The sequence below is a fragment of the Achromobacter sp. Root170 genome (genome assembly GCF_001428165.1).
GTDB classification, from domain to species: domain Bacteria; phylum Pseudomonadota; class Gammaproteobacteria; order Burkholderiales; family Burkholderiaceae_B; genus Achromobacter; species Achromobacter mucicolens.
The window spans coordinates 172,056-189,195 of the sequence record NZ_LMHN01000017.1 but is presented as its reverse complement, the minus strand read 5'-3'; the positions used below and the strand labels follow the sequence as shown (position 1 = coordinate 189,195).

Sequence of the window (17,140 nt, the reverse complement as noted above, 5' to 3'; positions counted from 1 at the left end):
CGAGCGGCCTGTCATGTCTTCGCCCGGCCTCATGCCGCGGCGTCGCGCGGCAGGATCGTCACCCAATACGGCGTGCGGTAACGCACCTGCACGGGCAAGGTCGCGGGCAGCGCGGCGAGCACCGCATCGGTGTCGTGCAACTGGAAGGCGCCAGAAATGCGCAGGTGCGCGATGTCGGGATCGCAGCGCACGATGCCCTGGCGGTAGCGGCCCAGTTCGGCCGCGAAGGCATCCAGCCGCAACGCGTTGGCGTACAGCACGCCGCGCAGCCAGTCGCTGGCGTGCGGGTCCGCGGGCGTGGCCACGGCCACGGACCCGGGCGACAGCTGGCTCTGCTCGCCGGCAGACACGTCGACGTAATGCCCTGGCTGCCCGCTGCTGGCGACGCGCACGCGCCCTTCCTGCACGCTGAGCCGGCAGCGTCCACCCTCCTGGCGCACGCAGAAGCGCGAGGCCTGGGCTTCGATATCGCCCAGCCGCGTGCGCACGATGAACGGGCGCGGATGGCTGGCGGGATCGGCCACCGCGTGCACGGCGATCTCGCCGCCGCGCAAGCGCAACAGCCGCGTCGCGTCGTCAAACAGCACGTCGACGGCGCTGGAGGTGTTCAGATGCAGCGTCGACCCGTCGGCCAGCACCACGTCCCGCCGCTCGCCCGCGGCGCTGCGGTAGTCCGCGCGCCAGTCCAGGGGATCGGCCCGCCATGCGGCCCAGCCTGCCGGCCCCGCCACGATCAGGGCGATCAGCGTCTTGACGGCGGCGCGGCGGGACTTCAGATCCGGGCGATTCAGCGCCGCCATGCCCAGCGCCGACGGAATCAGCCCGAAGCGCGCATTCACGCGTTGCGCCCGCTGCCAGGCATGTTCGTGCTCGGCCTTGCTGGCGCGCCATTGGGCGCAGGCATGGACGTCGGCGTCGGTGGCGCGTTCCGAGCTCAGGCGCAGCAGCCAGCGCGCGGCCTCGCGCGCGACATTGCGTTCGACGGCAGGCAGCTCGCCCGCCGGATCGGCCTGCGCGCTCACATCACCGCCATGATGCATTGCTCGAGTCCCTTGGTGATGTAGCGGTGCACCGTGCGCAGCGACACATCGAGCCGGCTGGCGATCTCGGCGTGGCTCAGCCCCTCCAGCTGCGCCATCAGGAACGCCTGGCGGGCGGGCAGCGACAGGCCGGCCAGCATTTCTTCGATCTCCTGCAGCGTTTCCAGGATGATGAGACGCTGCTCCGCGGACGGCGCCAGCGCCTCGGGCATCAGCGCCAGCGCCTCCATGTACGCCTGCTCGACCGAGCGGCGGCGATGGTGGTTCAGCAGCAGGCGCTTGGCAATGGTGGTCAGGTAGGCGCGGGGTTCACGCAGCGCATTCAGTTCGTGCCGGTGGCGCAACACACGCACGAACGTGTCCTGCGCAAGATCGGCGGCATCGAAGCTGTTGCCCAGTTTGGCGCGCAGCCAGCCATGCAGCCATCCGTGATGGGCGCGGTACAGCAGGTTGACGGCGTCGCCCGAGGCGAGCACGGAATTCGGCACGGATGGCTCCCTGACTCACAACTGCAAAAATCACAACTACAAATAGAAATCAATCTCATTCTAAATGCAAAACCATGATCCAGGTCAAGTCCGCGCGCCGGCTTCGCGCCATATATCATCCCAACCACACGCGCCGCCTTCCGTGGCGCCGCTTTCTACAGGCTGATCCCCATGCTCTACGCCGTCCTGCAATTCGTCCACGTCATGGCCGTGATCCTTTGGGTGGGCGGCATGCTCTTTGCCCACTGTTTTCTGCGGCCGGCGGCCGCCAAGCTGGAGCCTCCCGTGCGGTTGCCGCTCATGGCGTCGGTGCTGGGGCCGTTTCTGAACGCCGTGCTGGGGGCCATCGTCCTGATTCTGGTGACGGGCGCCTGGATGATCGGCGCGTCGGCCAGCCAGGCCGCCCAGACCGGCGGCGCGTTCTTCATGCCCCGGAACTGGACGCTGATGGCCAGCGGCGGCATCGTGATGATCGCGATCTTCGGCCACATCCGCTTCGCGCTGTACAAGCGGCTGGCCGCAGCCGTGGCGGCGTCCGACTGGCCGGCGGGCGGCCGCGCGATGGCCGGCATCCGGCGCTGGGTCGGCGTGAACCTGCTGCTGGGCATCGCCATCGTGGGCGTCATGTTCCTGGGCTAGCGAAGGGGCGTGCCGCCCCCCGGACCGATCGGACAATTGCCGGTTGCCATCGGAAATCTTGGCCTTGGTGCAATACGCCGTACATCCCCGTTGGCCACACTGCGGATGACTCTCGCGGGTCACGTCCACAAAAACAGGGAACACCCATGATCAAACGTGCATTGCATCTGGCCGCCATCGGCCTTCTCGCCACCACCGGCGCCGTCCACGCCGAGCCCATCGACAACAGCGCCCTCGCCCAACCCGGGTTCCGCGCGCACCAGGCCACCTACGGCGTGGTTTACCGCCTGCCGGCCGAGGTCAACGCCATCCTGGACGCCAAGGTCAACGGCACCCTCAAGCAGGACCTCATCGCGCTCGGCCTGAAAACCGAGGCCGACACGCCCAACCTGCCGCACGTGACCGTGGTCCACATCCATAACGCCGATCCGCAGACGCCCGCGCGCATGCTCAAGGCGCTGCCCAAGCCGCCCGGACCGCTGCCCGTGACCCTGAAGACCTTCTATCCCACCGAGGCCGCCAAGGGCGCGGGCCATCCGTGGTGGCTCGACCTGGGCGTGGTCAAGAGCGGCCAGGGCTTCGAGGACATGATGCGCTACAACACCGTGGCCACCGCCGCCCTTGCCCCGCTGCGCGACGGCCCGCTGCCGCGCGTGACGGGCCCGGTCTACGCCAAGATGAGCGACGCCGGCAAGGAGCTGGTCAAGACGCTGGGCGTAAGCGGCGTGAACACCGTGCAGGACGGCAAGGAAGTGCGCGCGCACAACCCGCACACCACGCTGGTCTACAGCATGACGCCCTACGACGCGCGCATGCAGGAAGCCATGAAGGCTGAATCGGACAAGTTCAACGCCGTGCTGCCCGACGGCATCCAGACCACGTTCAAGGACGTCTCGATCGTGGAGATCGGCTTTGCCGGCAACGTCGTGCGCGAGATCTACCGCATCAGCCTGGAGGACGGGTCGGTGCTGGACGTCGCGTCGGGCAAGCCGGTCCGCAACTAAGGCCGGGCAGGTAGGGCTGGAAAACGGCGTTGAAGGTCGGGGACGATCCGCGGCAAACTGTTCCCGCCTGCTGCCATTTCGTGGCAGTATTGCGCCGTCCGCCCCGCGCCCGCCCCATGTCCCGCACTGAACGCCTCCTGGACCTGCTCCAGACCCTGCGCCGCCACCGCCTGCCCGTCAGCGGCCATCGGCTTGCGGCCGAAATGGGCGTCAGCCTGCGCACGCTGTATCGCGACATCGCCACCCTGCAATGCCAGGGCGCCGAGATCGAGGGAGAACCCGGCGTGGGCTACGTGCTGCGGCCCGGCTTCATGCTGCCGCCGTTGATGTTCAGCACCGAAGAGATCGAGGCGCTGGTGCTGGGCACGCGCTGGGTGGCGCGCCGCTCGGACGAACGCCTGGGGCTGGCCGCCAGCAATGCGCTGGCCAAGATCGGCGCGGTGCTGCCGCAGGAATTGCGCGACGAGCTCGACGCCATCCCGCTGCTGGTCGCGCCCAGCGCCGTGGCCGTCACGGATCGCGTGGACGTATCGCTGATCCGCCAGGCGATCCGCGGCGAACAGAAGCTGGAAATCACGTACCGCGATGACAAGGGAGCGGATTCCAACCGCATCATCTGGCCGTTCGCCCTGGGCTTTTTCGACAGCGTGCGGCTGGTGATGGCCTGGTGCGAATTGCGCGGCGACTTCCGGCATTTCCGCACCGACCGCATCGCGACGCTGACGGTTGCGGGCCGATATCCCAGGCGCCGCCACATCCTGCTCAAGGAGTGGCGCGCGCTCGATCACGAGGCCCGCAAGAATTGATATCGACTACTGCCAAAATCTGACAGTACGCCTGCCTATCATGAGCGCATCACCCCCCTGGAGCGCATCATGTCAGACACCAATTTCGTCATTCTGTATGTGGAAAAACCGCAGGCCAGCGCCGCCTTCTACAGCGCGCTGCTGCAGCGCCCGCCCGTCGAGTCCTCGCCCACGTTCGCGCTGTTTGCGCTCGACTCCGGACTAATGCTGGGATTGTGGTCGCGCTACACCGTGGCGCCCCCCGCGGCCGGACGCGGCGGCGCGTCCGAACTGGCATTCACCGTGGCGGATGCCGACGCGGTCAACCAGCGTCATGTGGACTGGAGCCTGCGCGGCCTGCCCATCCTGCAGGCGCCTACCGACATGGACTTTGGCCGCACCTTTGTGGCGCTGGATCCCGACGGCCACCGCCTGCGGGTATTCGCCCCCGCGCCGGAACCGGCTGCCGTCCGGACAGAGCGCGCGGTCGCCGCCGTTTGAAGGCATTTCGGCGGCCGTATTGGCCGCAAACGGCCGCTTGACGGCAAACGGCCGCGCCTTTGAGCGCGGCCGCCGATAATGCATCACGCACGCTGCCGGCGCGCGCTTATGGCCACCGCTTCGCCGCGCTTCTTGAACAGCAGGTAATACGCCGCGGCCAGCAGCACAAGGAACGGCACGCCAAACACCAGCGTCAGCTTGAAGACACTGGTGAAGTACGTGGTCACCAGAATCGCCAGCATCGCCCCCGCGCCCAGCAGCGTCAGCACCGGAAATCCCGGCATGCGGAATGACAGCTTCGCGCCGCCCTCACGCACCCAGCGGCGGCGAAAGAAGTAATGCGTCACGAAGATCATCATCCAGGTAAAGAGCGCACCGAACATCGAGATCGCCATCATCAGCGTGAAGGCCGTTTCCGGATACAGCACGTTCAGCACCGTGGCGATGGCGATGCCGCTGGTGGACAGCAGCAGCGCGTTCAGCGGCGTGCCGTTGCGGGACAGCCGGCCCATCGCCGATGGCGCGTGACCCGCCCGCGACAGGCTGAACATCATGCGCGTGGTGATGTAGAGCTGGCTGTTCATGGCCGACAGCGCAGCCACCAGCACGATGAAATTGATGACGCCCGCCGCCCCCGGAATATCCAGCACCTGCATCACCTTCACGAAGGGGCTGCCGTCCTTGCCGGCTTCATTCCAGGGCACGATGGCCAGAATCAGCGCCAGCGTCAGCAGATAGAACACGACCAGCCGGACGATGGTGGCGCGAAACGCCTGCTTGACCGCACGTTCCGGGTCTTCGGCTTCGCCGGCCGCCACGGCGATCATCTCGACGCTCAGATAGCTGAAGATCGAGATCACGACCGCGATCCACATGCCCCACACGCCGTTCGGAAAAAACCCGCCATGCGCGGTGTAGTTCGCAGTGCCGTACTGCGGATCGCCCCAGACCACATAGGCGCCCAGGATGATGAAGCCGACGATGGCGCTGATCTTGATGGTCGAGAACCAGTATTCGATCGTGCCGAATGCCTTGACGCTCAGGGCATTGATGAGGATGAGCGCCGCCGAAAACACGCAGACCCACTGCCATCCCGGCACACTGGGAAACCAGAAGGCCATGTACTTGGCCACCGCCGTGACCTCGGTGCCCACCGCCAGCACCACACATGACCAGTACGCATAACGCACCAAAAAGCCCGCAAGCGGGCCGATGTAGTGCTCGGCGTAGGCGCCGAACGAGCCGGACGTGGAATGCGCGACCGTCATTTCCGCCAGGCAGGCCATGAGCAGCAGCGTGATGACGCCGCCGATGGCATAGCTGATGAGCACGCTAGGACCGGCAAAGCCGATGGCGAATTTGCTGCCCAGGAATAGCCCTGTTCCGATGGCCCCGCCGATGGCGATCATGCTCATCTGGCCGGACGTCAGCCGGCGCTTGAGTCCCTGTTCGCGTTCGGCGATCTGGCCGAACCCCTTCTGTTGTTGCATTGTCTCCTCCTGTACTGCGCATTCTTGTTGGATGTACGGCCTCCGGGGCCGGCGCGATGAGGCCTGATTTCCGGCGATCAGGTCACGGCGGACCGCTGTTTGAACTCGGGCTTGTCCCATTCCCGGTTGTCCAGCACGTCCTTCAGGATGTCGACCGCGTCCCACACATCGGCATAGCCGAAATACAGCGGCGTCAGGCCAAAACGCAGGACCTCGGGCTCGCGGTAATCGCCGATCACGCCGCGCGCGATCAATGCCTGCATGACTTCAAAGCCGTTGGGATGGCGAAAGCTCACGTGGCTGCCGCGATCGGCATGCGTGCGCGGCGTCACCAGCGTCAGCGGGTGGCCGGCGCAACGCGATTCAACGAGGTCGATGAAAAGGTCGCCCAGCGCCAGCGACTTCTTGCGGACTTCGTCCATGCCGGCGGCGTGCGCCACGTCCAGGCCGCACTCGACCAGCGACAGCGACACGATCGGCTGCGTGCCGCACAGGTAGCGGCGGATGCCGCCCGCGGGCTCATAGGCCACGGCCATGTCGAAGGGGCGGCTGTGTCCCCACCAGCCGGACAGCGGCTGCCAGAAATCCTTGGTATGGCGCGGCGCGACCCAGATGAAGGCCGGTGAACCCGGGCCGCCGTTCAGGTACTTGTACGTGCAGCCCACGGCGAAGTCGGCGTTGGCGCCATTCAGGTCGACGGGCACCGCGCCGGCCGCATGCGCCAGGTCCCAGATGGCCAGCGCGCCACGCTCGTGCGCCTTCGCCGTCACGGCGGCCATGTCGTGCATCTGGCCGCTGCGGTAATTGACGTGGGACAGCAGCATGACGGCGACGGAATCGTCCAGCGCCTTGTCCAGCGGCAGGTCGTCGTCGATCAGGCGCATTTCGTAGCCCTGCTGCAGCAGGTCGATCATGCCCTGGATCATGTAGAGGTCGGTGGGGAAGTTGTCGCGCTCGGACAGGATGACGCGGCGCGCGGGTTGTTTGTGCTGCTGGATGCGCAGCGCGGCGGCCAGCGCCTTGAAGATGTTGAGCGACGTGGTGTCGGTGACGACCAGTTCGCCCTCGCGCGCGCCCAGCAGGCGGCCCAGCTTGTCGCCCAGGCGCGCCGGCAGGTCGAACCACCCCGCCGTGTTCCAGCTGCGGATGAGGCCGTTGCCCCATTCGTCCGCGATGACCTGCGCGGCGCGGGCGGCGGCGGTCTTGGGCAGGACGCCCAGGGAATTGCCGTCCATGTAGAGCACGCCGGGCGGCAGATCGAATTGTTCTTTCACGCCAGCCAGGGGGTCCTGGCGATCGGCGTTGACGCAGGCTTCACGAGTGTTCATGTTCCGTTCCTTCCAACTGGATTCGGGATACATGCTATCAGCGCACTCGGTCCGAAAAATTGCAAAATCGGTCGTGACTTACCCGAGTTTTCCGCATTAAATTGCATTCACCATCATTTTTTCGAACTGGATTGCGCCATGCAGATCGACGCCATAGACCAGCGCATACTTGCCCGCCTGCAGGAGGACGGACACCTCAGCAATCAGGACCTGGCCGAACAGGTGGCGCTGTCGCCGTCCGCCTGTCTGCGGCGCGTGCGCGCGCTTGAAGAAGCCGGCCTCATCCGCTGCTACCGCGCGGTGCTGGACGCCGAAAAACTGGGCTTCGAGCTGGAGGCCATCGTCCATGTGTCGCTGGACCAGTCGCGCGCCGGCTGGCACGAGGAATTCATGGCGGGCATCGCGCTGCACGACGAGATCACCGAAGCCTGCATCGTCACGGGCGCGTCCAACTACATCCTGACCGTGCGCACGCGCAACCTGGCTGCGTTTTCGAATTTTGTCGAAGACAAGCTCAGCAAGATCCCGGGCATGCGCGATCTGTGCTCGCACATCGTCATGCGCAAGGTGAAGAACCGCGAAGGCATGCTGCCGCTGGCGGCTTGGCGATAGCGGTTTCCTTCCGGCGTCCGCAACCGGAACGCGCTATACCGGCGCGTGCTCCAGAAACCCGAACACCGTCACGAAGTGGCAGGCCGTGCCAGCCATGACGAAGAGGTGCCAGATGCCGTGCGCATGCCGCCAGCGCTGGTCGTTGGCGTAGAACAGCGTGCCGCAGGTATAGATGGCGGCGCCCGCCAGCAGCCACGTCAGCCCCGCCGTCGACAGCGCCCCCGCGATTGGCGCGGCGAAGGCCACGCCCAGCCAGCCCATCGCCAGGTACAGCGGCAAGGCGGGCGGCGCGTTGCGCGCCCACCAGAGTTCGCGGCTGATGCCCACGAAGGCCAGCAGCCAGATCGCCACGCCCATCGCGGCGCCCCAACGATGGTCCACGGGGCCAAACGCCAGCGGCGTGTACGTGCCCGCGATCAGCAGGTAGATGGCGCAGTGGTCCGCCTTTGCCCACATTTCCTTGCGGCGCCCTCGCGAGCAATGAAACAGCGAAGACGACGCATACACCGCGATCATCGACGCCGCGAACACCGCGCAGCTGATGATCTGGCGCGTGTCCACCCGCAGCTCGGCCGCGCGCGTGATCAGTGCGCCGGATGCCAGCACCGCCAGCGCCAGCCCGGCCAGATGCGTCACGCCATTGAGTCGTTCGCCTTCCTGCATGTGCGCCCCCGCGCCGGCGGCATGCCGGCGCCTGTCATCATGGCGCGCTTATATGACAGCGGCGGGACAGCGGCATCACCCCACGAAATCCACCGCGGCCGGATAGCCTTCGATGGCGCGCGCGGCCAGGACTGCGCGCTGCACCGCGATCGCCATCGCTTCGGCCGCCATGACGCCCAGCAGCATCACGTTGGCCGTCTTGCCCGACGCGCCCGTGCCCAGCGCAAAGATCGTGTCGCCGTCGAGCATGGTGTGGATGGGGTTGATCGTGCGAGCCAGGCCGTCATGCGCCATGCCGGCGATCTTCTGGGCTTCGGCCTTGGTGAGCCGCGCGTCGGTGGCCACCGCGCCGATGGTGGTGGCCGCGCCCGCGCGCATGGACTTGGGCAGATCGCCCGCCAGGATGGCCGCGCGGGTGTCGTGCAGCGTCCTGCCGTCCGCCGTGCGCGCGCCGGCCAGGATGCGCCCGGTGGCCGGGTCCAGCACGTCGCCCACCGCGTTGACCGCGACAATCGCCCCCACCGTCACGCCCGCCACGGTCAGCGACGCGCTGCCGATGCCGCCCTTCATGGCGCGCTGGGGACCATATAGCTTGCCTACGGTCGCCCCCGCCCCCGCGCCCACGTTGCCTTCCTGTGGCGCGTCGGCGGTGGCGGCCCGGCAGGCCTGATAACCCGCGGCGGCATCGGGCCGCACCGACGCATTGCCCACGCCCAGGTCGAACAGCACCGCGCTCGGCACGATGGGCACGAAGGCCACGCCCACATCAAAGCCGATCTTCTTTTCTTCCAGATACCGCATCACGCCCGAGGCCGCGTCCAGCCCGAACGCGCTGCCGCCCGTCAGCACGATCGCGTGCACCTTGTCGACCATGTTGATCGGATTGAGCAGGTCGGTCTCGCGCGTGCCCGGCGCCGCGCCGCGCACGTCCACGCCGCCCGTCGCGCCCGCGTCGGCAATGATGACCGTGCACCCGGTAGGGCGACGCGTTTCCGTGTAATGCCCGACCCGCAACCCCGCCACGTCGGTGAGGCTGCCGCCGCCTGGCAGCGCCGCCGCGCCGCCGGCGCCTTGCGCGGGCATCGATCCCGCCGCCGCCGCGCCCGCGGCCGCCATCATGAACGCGCGCCTGTTCCATTGCTGTTGCACATCCGTCTCCATCAAGGTAATGCCTGAAGGATCCCGGGCCGACTGCGCCGGGCGTCTGGTAACGCTATATGACCTGTGGCTATATTTTTACTATTCCTTATGCTTTGTGGAAAAATAGGCCGGTTGTTAGAGTGCCGCTACGCCGGAGGGCATTGCAGGCCCACATGCTCTCCACAGTGATCATCCGTGGAGCATTGCCATGAAACTCTTTCGTACGCTTTTCATCGCCGGCCTCGTCCAGGCCGCCGCCCTGTCCGCCGCCCATGCCCAGTCGGAACTGGACCAGATCAAATCCGCGGGCGTCTTCAAGATTGGCACCGAAGGCACCTACGCGCCGTTCACCTTCCACGATGCATCCGGCAAGCTTACCGGCTTTGACGTGGACATCGGCCGTGCCATCGCCGAGCGCCTGGGCGTGAAGGCGCAATTCATCGAAGGCAAGTGGGACGGCCTGATCGCCGGCCTGGATGCCAAGCGCTATGACGCCGTCATCAACCAGGTGGGCATCACCGATGCGCGCCGCGCGAAGTACGACTTCTCCGATCCGTACATCTCGTCGGCCGCCGTGCTGATCGTGCGCGACGACAACACCAGCATCAAGTCCTTCGCGGACCTGAAGGGCAAGAAGTCCGCCAACACGCTGACCAGCAATTTCGGCAAGCTGGCGCAGAGCCACGGCGCGGAGGTGGTCGCCGTGCAGGGCTTTAACGAAGCCATCGATCTCCTGACCTCCGGCCGCGTCGAGGCCACCGTCAACGACAACCTGTCGTTCCTGGACTTCAAGAAGCAAAAGCCCAATGCCCGCGTGAAGATCGCAGCCACGGACAAGACGGCGGAGTTCAGCAATTCGGGCGTCCTGATCCGCAAGAACAATCCTGAACTGCAGGCCGCCATCAACAAGGCGCTGGCCGACATCAAGGCGGACGGCACGTACAAGACCATCTCGGTCAAATACTTCGGCACGGATCTGTCCGCGCAGTAAACCTCTGGAGCGCCCATGACGCTGCCCCCTTGGCTTCACGCCTTCCTGCCGGACTGGCTGCTGGCAAAAATAGGCGAATGGTCGGTGCCGGCCTGGGTGCAGCTGATGGCGGATTCGTTCTGGCCGCTGCTGCACGCGGGGCTGGTGTTCACGGTGCCGCTCACGCTGATGTCCTTTGCGCTGGGCCTGGCGCTGGCGTTCGTGGTGGCGCTCATCCGCCTGTTCGGCCCCGCGCCGCTGGTGGCCGTGGTGCGCTTTTACGTCTGGCTGATCCGCGGCACGCCGCTGCTGGTGCAGCTGTTCGTGATCTTCTATGGCCTGCCCAGCGTGGGCATCGTGCTGGACCCGCTGCCCGCCGCGCTCATCGGCTTCACGCTGAACGTCGGCGCCTACAACTCCGAGGTGATCCGCGGCGCGATCGAATCGATCACCAAGGGCCAATGGGAAGCGGCCTATTCGCTCAGCATGACGCGCGGCCAGGCCCTGCGCCGCACGATCCTGCCGCAGGCGGCCCGCGTGGCCGTGCCGCCGCTGTCCAATTCCTTCATTGCGCTCGTCAAGGACACCTCGCTCGCCGCCGTGCTGACGGTGCCCGAGATTTTCCAGGCCGCCCAGCGCATCGCCGCGGTCACGTACGAGCCGCTGATCCTGTACACCGAGGCCGCGCTGATCTATCTGGCCTTCAGTTCCGTCCTGTCGGCGGCGCAGGTGCGGCTGGAGCGGCGCTTCGGCCAGCACGCGATGTTTAGCGAGAAGACCCGATGATCCGGCTTGAAAAAATCGAAAAGTCCTTCGGCGGTAATCCCGTGCTCAAGCAGGTGGATGTGCAGATCGACGAAGGCAGCGTCACCGCCCTGATCGGCCCTTCCGGCAGCGGCAAGAGCACCCTGCTGCGCTGCGTGAACCTGCTGGAAGTGCCGGATCGCGGGCGGCTGGAGATCGGACCCGAAACGGTCGACTTTGAACCCGGCCGCAAGCTGACGCGCGAACAGGTCCAGGCCGTGCGCATGCAAACCGGCATGGTGTTCCAGAACTTCCAGCTCTTTCCGCATCAGACCGTGATCGGCAATGTGATGGAAGGGTTGGTGACGGTGCAGAAATGGCCTGCCGATCGTGCGCGCGCGCGGGCGGAGGAATTGCTGCGCAAGGTGGGAATGCTGGAAAAGGCCGATGCGTGGCCCGCAAACCTGTCCGGCGGCCAGCAACAACGCGTGGCGATCGCCCGCGCGCTTGCGCCCGCGCCGCGTGTTCTGCTGTGCGACGAGCCGACGTCGGCGCTGGACCCGGGTTTGGCGGCGGAAGTCGTGGACGTCCTGCGCCAGCTGGCCGCGGAAGGCATGACGATGCTGATGGCCACGCATGATTTGCGGCTGGCGGCCAGCGTGTCGCGGGAAGTGGTGTTTCTGCTGGATGGCGTGGTGGTCGAAGCCGGCGATTCCCGCACGGTGTTCTCGCGACCGCAGGATCCGCGCACGGCCACGTTCATCTCGACGCTGACGCAGGAAGCGCCGTAGGTATGTGGGTCGCGTAGATCCCGGTGTCTCCCTATCTCGGTGTCTGACACCCTCTGCGAGGCTGCCGCGAGTCGACGGTCAACTCCCCCAGGGTGTCAGACACCTGCCGCAAGCCGACACGCCACCGCGAGCTCCCGGGTGTCAGACACCTGCCGCAACGCGAAGATGGCCGGCTACTTCGGCGGCAGCGAGCCCGCCGGGTCGACCGCCTGGCCGTCGTAACGCAGTTCGAAGTACAGCCCGACCTGCTTGCTGTCGCTGTTGCCCATCTCGGCGATCTTCTGTCCTTGCGTCACGCGCTGGCCTTCCTTGACCAGCAGCTTGCTGTTGTGCGCGTAGATGCTGAGGAAGTTGGCGTTGTGCTTGACGATCACCAGATGCCCGTAACCGCGCAGGCCGCTGCCCGAATAAGCCACGGTGCCCGGGGCCGCCGAGACAACCGGCGTGCCGGCGGCGTTGCTGATGACGATGCCGTTCGAGCCGGAACCGTCGTAGCCGCGCGTGACCTTGCCCTGTGCGGGCCAGACCAGCGAAATCGCGCCGGGCGGCGCCGTGCGCCGCTTGCCGGACGAGGTGGTGGCGCGCGGCGCGGGTTTGGGTTTGGTGCTGGCCTTGCTGGGCGGCGAGGAGCGCGCCTGCCCGGCGGGCGGCTCGACCCGCAGCAGCTGGCCGACTTCGATCGTATTGGAGTTCGACAGATTGTTCCACCGGACCAGATTACTGACCGTGGTGCCTTCCTTGCGCGCAATCTGATAGAGGGTGTCGCCCGACTGGACCCGGTAATACCCAGGCTGGACCTTGGTCGTGCCGCACGCGGTCAGCAGCACAAGTAATGCCGCCATCAACGCGCCCAACCATAAGCGCGTATAGGGCCCGGCACGGCCCCGTCCGGCGGGCGGTGCGCTGCTGGACAAATTGGAAATGGGCAAGGTCGAAGCGGACACGGTCGAAACGGACAAGGTCGGAACGGACACGCTCGAAACGGACAAGGAAAGCTCTGAAACCTGGGGCACGGGGTCGCGTGTCGGAAAGAAGTGCGTTCAAGGGTACCAAGAAATCGGGACCGCTTGGCATAGAATGCCTCTCATGTCTTACGCGACCCGGTCTTACCCGACCCGCCTCCTTTGCACGCTGCGCGCTCTGCGCGCCGACGGCGTGCTGTGGCTGGCGCTGCTGGCCCTGGCGCTACGCGCGCTGGTGCCGGCCGGTTATATGCCGGACACCCGCGCCCTGCATGACGGCCGCCTGGAAGTCACCTTCTGTTCGGCGGCGGGCAACCTGTCGGCGATCAGCCTGGCGCTCCCCGCCGACGGCGGCAAGGCCGGGCACGACACCGCCAATACCGGCGCCCAATGTCCCTTCGGACTGCTCGCCCACGTCACGCCCGCCACCGCGCCGCCCATGGTGCCGCTGCTGCTGACGGCAGCCGGGCACGCCCCGCCCTTCTCCGCCCTTCGCGCGCTGCCCGCGCAGCCCGCCCACGGTCCACCCCTCGGATCGCGCGCCCCACCCCCGCTGGCCTGACCCCGTCCCGGATCTTCCGTGCCCCTTGCGCATCCGCAACGGGCACGGACTGCCCCGCCGCGCGCCCCGGCTGCGCGGCCGACTCGTCAATCCAGAGGTACCCATGAATTCGCTGTTTACCCGCGCGTCCGCTGGCGCGCCGCGCGGCGTCGCGCCCGATCCGCGGCGCCGTCTGCTGCTTTCCACCCTGGCCCTGCTGCCCCTGGCCGGCTGCGGCAAGGACACCCCGCCCCTGCACGGCATGGATCTGTCCGGCATGCCCACCGGCGACTTCCAGCTACAGGACACCGACGGCCAGACGCGGCGGCTGGCCGATTACCAGGGCCACCCCATCATGCTGTTCTTCGGCTTCACGCAATGCCCGGACGTCTGCCCGACCGCGCTGACCCGCGCCGTCGAGATCAAGTCCCTGCTGGGCGCGGACGCGGACAAGCTGCGCGTGCTGTTCATCACCGTGGACCCCGAGCGCGACACGCCCGAGATCCTGCGCGCGTACACCCAGGCCTTCGATCCCGGCTTCATCGGCCTGCGCGGCACGGCCGAACAGACCCGCGCCGCCGCCCAGTCGTTCAAGGTGTTCTTCCAGAAGGTGCCCACCGGTTCCTCCTACACCATGGACCACACCGCGCTGACTTACGTCATCGATGCCCAGGGCAAGCCGCGCATCGCGCTGCGCCACGAACAAAGTGCCCAGGACAGCGCGCAGGATCTGCGCACCGTCCTCTGACCCGATACCCAAGGAAACGCTCATGAAGAAGATTTCGATCAAACCCGTGGCCGCCGCGCTCGCATTGGCGCTGGCCGGCTTTGGCCCGATGGCGCTGGCCCAGAACGCCGGACTGACCGTGGAGGACGCATGGGTGCGCGCCACGGTGCCCAACCAGCACGCGACCGGCGCGTTCATGCGCCTGACCGCCGCCGAATCCGGCCGGCTGGTCGGCGTGGAGTCCCAGGCCGCCAAGCACGTCGAAGTGCACGAAATGGCCATGCAGGACAACGTCATGAAGATGCGCCAGGTGGCGGGCATCGACCTGCCGGCCGGCAAGGCGGTGGAACTGAAACCAGGCGGCTACCACGTGATGCTGATCGACCTGGCCAAGCCCATCGCGGCCGGCGACCACGTCGCGCTGACGCTGATCGTTGAAGACGCCGCCAGGCAGCAGCGGCGCATCCCCGTGGACGCCGTGGCGCGGCCGCTGAACGCCACCGCCGCGCCGGCGGCCGGCCACGGCCACTGAACTCTATATAGTGGCCCGTACCGCATCGCGGCACCTGCGCCATTCAGTCAGACCGGTGATATCAGGGACGCATAACGCCGGACATGGCCCGGCGGCTGGCTCCGATTCGCCATACAATGCCTGCACATCCGCCGCCCGCGCCCACCCGGCCAGGCGGCAGCCGGCCACCGCCGCCGCGCTCAGGATGCCAGCGTTCCGCGCAGCCGGGCGCCCGTAACTGTCGGCAGGCTGGCCGGCGCCTCTGTATCTGGATATGCCCGGTAGTTCCGCCTTTTCATTCCTGCGTACCCTCTGCAGCCTGCGCTGGCTCGCCATCGCGGGCCAGGCCGCCACCATCCTGCTGGCCAGCAGCCTGCTGCGCCTGGATCTGCCGCTCGAACCATTGTGGCTGGGCGTGGGCCTGTTGATCGGTTTCAACGTCTACGCCAGCCTGCGCCTGCGCCACCCGCGCGACCTCTCCCACGCCACCGCCTTCGGCCATCTGTTCGTCGACATGGCGGTGCTCGCCTGGATGGTGGGCTGGAGCGGCGGCATCAGCAACCCGTTCGGAACGATGTTCCTGATCCTGACCGCCCTGGCGGCGCTGGCGCTGCCGCGCAACTGGGCGCTTGCGGCCGCGCTGGCCGGCGTGCTGGGCTATGGCGCCGCCGCGATCTTCGGGCAGCCCCTGCGCGGCGACGTCGATCCCCATAGCCTGCTGCTGTGGGGCCTGGGCGCCAATTTCCTGATTTCCGTGGTGGTGGTGCTGGTGTTTTCGACCCGGCTGGCCGCCGACATGCGCGCCCGTGAGCGCGAGCTTGCCCGCCTGCGCGAACGCTTCACCCGCAACGAGGGCATCGTCGCCCTGGCCACGCACGCGGCCGCCATGGCGCACGAGCTGAACACGCCGCTCGCCACCATGACGCTGCTGACCGACGAGATTGCCGCCGAAGTCCAGGACGACGAAGACCTGCGGGCCGATGTCACCACCCTGAGCCAGCTTCTGGCCCTGTGCCGGGAACGGATCCGCAATCTGGCGGTCCCAACCGCCGTGGATCTGGTTCGTGTGGTGGGGCAATGGCGCCTGATCCGCCCGACCATCGACCTGCAGCGCTCGGGCACGTTGCCCACCAGCCTGCGCGTCGATCCGGCCATCGCCCACCTCTTGCAGGCGCTGCTGAACAACGCCGCCGACGCGGGCGAGGCCGCCGACGCGCCCCGCGTGGACCTGCACCTGGAATACGGCTACGGCGCCCTGCGAGGCGAAGTCCGCGATTACGGACGGGGTTTCGACCCCGACCATGCCATGCTGCCGGCGACCAGCCTGTTCAACAGCGGCAAGCCGGGAGGACTGGGCGTGGGTCTGGCCCTCTCGCATGCCACGGTGGAGCAGTTGGGCGGCGAAATGACCATGACCGCGGCCGAAGGCGGCGGCACCCGCATCCGCTTTTATTTACCTCTCGGCAACCCCGGGACCTGAATGTGATGAATGCAAACGATCTTGGCCTGCTGATCGACGACGACGAACTCTACGTGCGCACCCTGCAACGCAGCCTGTCGCGCCGCGGTCTGGAAACCCGCACCGCCACCGGCATCGCCGAGGCGCTGCGCGTGGCCGAAGAAATCCGTCCGGCCTTTGCCCTGGTCGACCTGCGCCTGGGCGAAGACTCCGGCCTGACCCTCATCCGGCCGCTTCGCGCACTGCGCGAGGACATGCGCATCCTGCTGGTCACGGGCTACGCCAGCGTGGCCACCGCCGTGGAAGCCATCAAGCGCGGCGCCGACGACTACCTGCCCAAGCCGGCCACGGCGCCCATGATCCTGCGCACGCTGGGTCTGGTGAAGCCAGAAACAGTTACGATCGAAACGACCATGACCCCATTGCACCGCCTAGAATGGGAGCACATTCATCAGGCCCTGCACGAGACCGGCGGCAACGTTTCCGCCGCGGCGCGCCTCCTGGGCATGCACCGGCGCTCGCTCCAGCGCAAGCTGGCAAAAAAACCGGGGCCGGAACGGGAGGTCGTCGCGGATTGAATGCTGCGGGGCGACACATCTTTACAACACCCCCGTGTGCAGGTGCGACATATCGTCGCACCCCACCCCCTCCCCTCGGGGCGTCTGCTCCCCTAGGAAAACCCTGAATCCGACGCCCTTGGGCCGGATTCCTCCCAGGCAATGCGACCATTCGTCGCACGCTTGAC

General features: G+C 67.1%; 20 protein-coding genes. 13 read left to right on the top strand and 7 right to left on the bottom strand.

All coding sequences use genetic code 11. The features are described 5' to 3' along the window. Positions 1–29 precede the first annotated feature (29 nt). Complete coding sequence (locus ASD87_RS21625; RefSeq protein WP_056326409.1) at positions 30–1,040, bottom strand: FecR domain-containing protein; 1,011 nt, start codon at positions 1,038–1,040, stop codon at positions 30–32. Further along, positions 1,019–1,528: a sigma-70 family RNA polymerase sigma factor gene (locus tag ASD87_RS21620; protein ID WP_056326405.1), complete on the bottom strand. Its 510-nt coding sequence runs from the start codon at positions 1,526–1,528 to the stop codon at positions 1,019–1,021. The genes ASD87_RS21625 and ASD87_RS21620 overlap by 22 nt, the downstream gene beginning before the upstream one ends. Before the next feature lie 171 nt (positions 1,529–1,699). On the opposite strand from ASD87_RS21620, the gene ASD87_RS21615 reads away from it, so the two are divergent. From ASD87_RS21615 to ASD87_RS21600, 4 genes are all read left to right on the top strand, one after another. Further along, positions 1,700–2,167, top strand: coding sequence for a CopD family protein (locus ASD87_RS21615; protein ID WP_056326403.1), 468 nt, complete (start codon positions 1,700–1,702; stop codon positions 2,165–2,167). Positions 2,168–2,313: 146 nt separating this feature from the next. Beyond that, entirely contained in the window at positions 2,314–3,171 is an 858-nt protein-coding gene (locus tag ASD87_RS21610; protein ID WP_056326400.1) for a hypothetical protein, read from the top strand. A 116-nt stretch (positions 3,172–3,287) separates the two neighbouring features. Beyond that, entirely contained in the window at positions 3,288–3,977 is a 690-nt protein-coding gene (locus tag ASD87_RS21605; protein WP_056326398.1) for a YafY family protein, read from the top strand. A gap of 69 nt (positions 3,978–4,046) precedes the next feature. After that, positions 4,047–4,457: a VOC family protein gene (locus ASD87_RS21600; protein WP_056326395.1), complete on the top strand. Its 411-nt coding sequence runs from the start codon at positions 4,047–4,049 to the stop codon at positions 4,455–4,457. An 83-nt stretch (positions 4,458–4,540) separates the two neighbouring features. Here the strand turns inward: ASD87_RS21600 and ASD87_RS21595 are convergent, their stop codons facing one another. Together ASD87_RS21595 and kynU are read right to left on the bottom strand one after the other, a co-directional pair. Then, complete coding sequence (locus ASD87_RS21595; RefSeq protein ID WP_056326392.1) at positions 4,541–5,947, bottom strand: amino acid permease; 1,407 nt, start codon at positions 5,945–5,947, stop codon at positions 4,541–4,543. A gap of 77 nt (positions 5,948–6,024) precedes the next feature. Next, positions 6,025–7,275: a kynureninase gene (kynU, locus tag ASD87_RS21590; protein WP_056326391.1), complete on the bottom strand. Its 1,251-nt coding sequence runs from the start codon at positions 7,273–7,275 to the stop codon at positions 6,025–6,027. Between the two features lie 138 nt (positions 7,276–7,413). Between kynU and ASD87_RS21585 the strand changes: the two genes are divergently transcribed. After that, positions 7,414–7,887, top strand: coding sequence for an Lrp/AsnC family transcriptional regulator (locus tag ASD87_RS21585; protein ID WP_056326389.1), 474 nt, complete (start codon positions 7,414–7,416; stop codon positions 7,885–7,887). 33 nt (positions 7,888–7,920) lie between these two features. On the opposite strand, the gene ASD87_RS21580 is transcribed toward ASD87_RS21585, so the two are convergent. Further along, positions 7,921–8,550, bottom strand: coding sequence for a hemolysin III family protein (locus tag ASD87_RS21580; protein WP_056326386.1), 630 nt, complete (start codon positions 8,548–8,550; stop codon positions 7,921–7,923). Between the two features lie 75 nt (positions 8,551–8,625). Then, positions 8,626–9,711, bottom strand: a complete 1,086-nt coding sequence (locus tag ASD87_RS21575) for a P1 family peptidase (protein ID WP_175235095.1) — start codon at positions 9,709–9,711, stop codon at positions 8,626–8,628. Between the two features lie 187 nt (positions 9,712–9,898). Here ASD87_RS21575 and ASD87_RS21570 point away from each other — a divergent pair, with 187 nt between their 5' ends. The 3 genes from ASD87_RS21570 (at position 9,899) to ASD87_RS21560 (ending at position 12,195) form a co-directional block, all read left to right on the top strand. Then, positions 9,899–10,681: an amino acid ABC transporter substrate-binding protein gene (locus ASD87_RS21570; RefSeq protein WP_056326385.1), complete on the top strand. Its 783-nt coding sequence runs from the start codon at positions 9,899–9,901 to the stop codon at positions 10,679–10,681. An 84-nt stretch (positions 10,682–10,765) separates the two neighbouring features. Beyond that, positions 10,766–11,446: an ABC transporter permease subunit gene (locus ASD87_RS21565; protein ID WP_056327000.1), complete on the top strand. Its 681-nt coding sequence runs from the start codon at positions 10,766–10,768 to the stop codon at positions 11,444–11,446. Further along, positions 11,443–12,195, top strand: a complete 753-nt coding sequence (locus ASD87_RS21560; RefSeq protein WP_056326382.1) for an amino acid ABC transporter ATP-binding protein — start codon at positions 11,443–11,445, stop codon at positions 12,193–12,195. The genes ASD87_RS21565 and ASD87_RS21560 overlap by 4 nt, the downstream gene beginning before the upstream one ends. 173 nt (positions 12,196–12,368) lie before the next feature. Here the strand turns inward: ASD87_RS21560 and ASD87_RS21555 are convergent, their stop codons facing one another. Further along, positions 12,369–13,037, bottom strand: coding sequence for a peptidoglycan DD-metalloendopeptidase family protein (locus tag ASD87_RS21555; RefSeq protein WP_056326379.1), 669 nt, complete (start codon positions 13,035–13,037; stop codon positions 12,369–12,371). Positions 13,038–13,281: 244 nt separating this feature from the next. Between ASD87_RS21555 and ASD87_RS21550 the strand changes: the two genes are divergently transcribed. The 5 genes from ASD87_RS21550 to ASD87_RS21530 all read left to right on the top strand — a co-directional run bounded on the left by ASD87_RS21550 (position 13,282) and on the right by ASD87_RS21530 (position 16,973). Continuing rightward, positions 13,282–13,719 carry a DUF2946 family protein gene (locus ASD87_RS21550; RefSeq protein ID WP_056326998.1) on the top strand — a complete coding sequence of 146 codons (438 nt, stop codon included), beginning with the start codon at positions 13,282–13,284 and terminating at the stop codon, positions 13,717–13,719. A 103-nt stretch (positions 13,720–13,822) separates the two neighbouring features. Then, entirely contained in the window at positions 13,823–14,446 is a 624-nt protein-coding gene (locus ASD87_RS21545) for an SCO family protein (protein WP_056326377.1), read from the top strand. Between the two features lie 22 nt (positions 14,447–14,468). Next, on the top strand, positions 14,469–14,957 hold the full coding sequence (locus ASD87_RS21540) for a copper chaperone PCu(A)C (protein WP_056326374.1): 489 nt from the start codon (positions 14,469–14,471) through the stop codon (positions 14,955–14,957). A gap of 253 nt (positions 14,958–15,210) precedes the next feature. Next, complete coding sequence (locus tag ASD87_RS21535; protein ID WP_056326371.1) at positions 15,211–16,416, top strand: HAMP domain-containing histidine kinase; 1,206 nt, start codon at positions 15,211–15,213, stop codon at positions 16,414–16,416. Between the two features lie 5 nt (positions 16,417–16,421). Beyond that, entirely contained in the window at positions 16,422–16,973 is a 552-nt protein-coding gene (locus ASD87_RS21530) for a response regulator transcription factor (RefSeq protein ID WP_056326369.1), read from the top strand. Positions 16,974–17,140 lie beyond the last annotated feature (167 nt).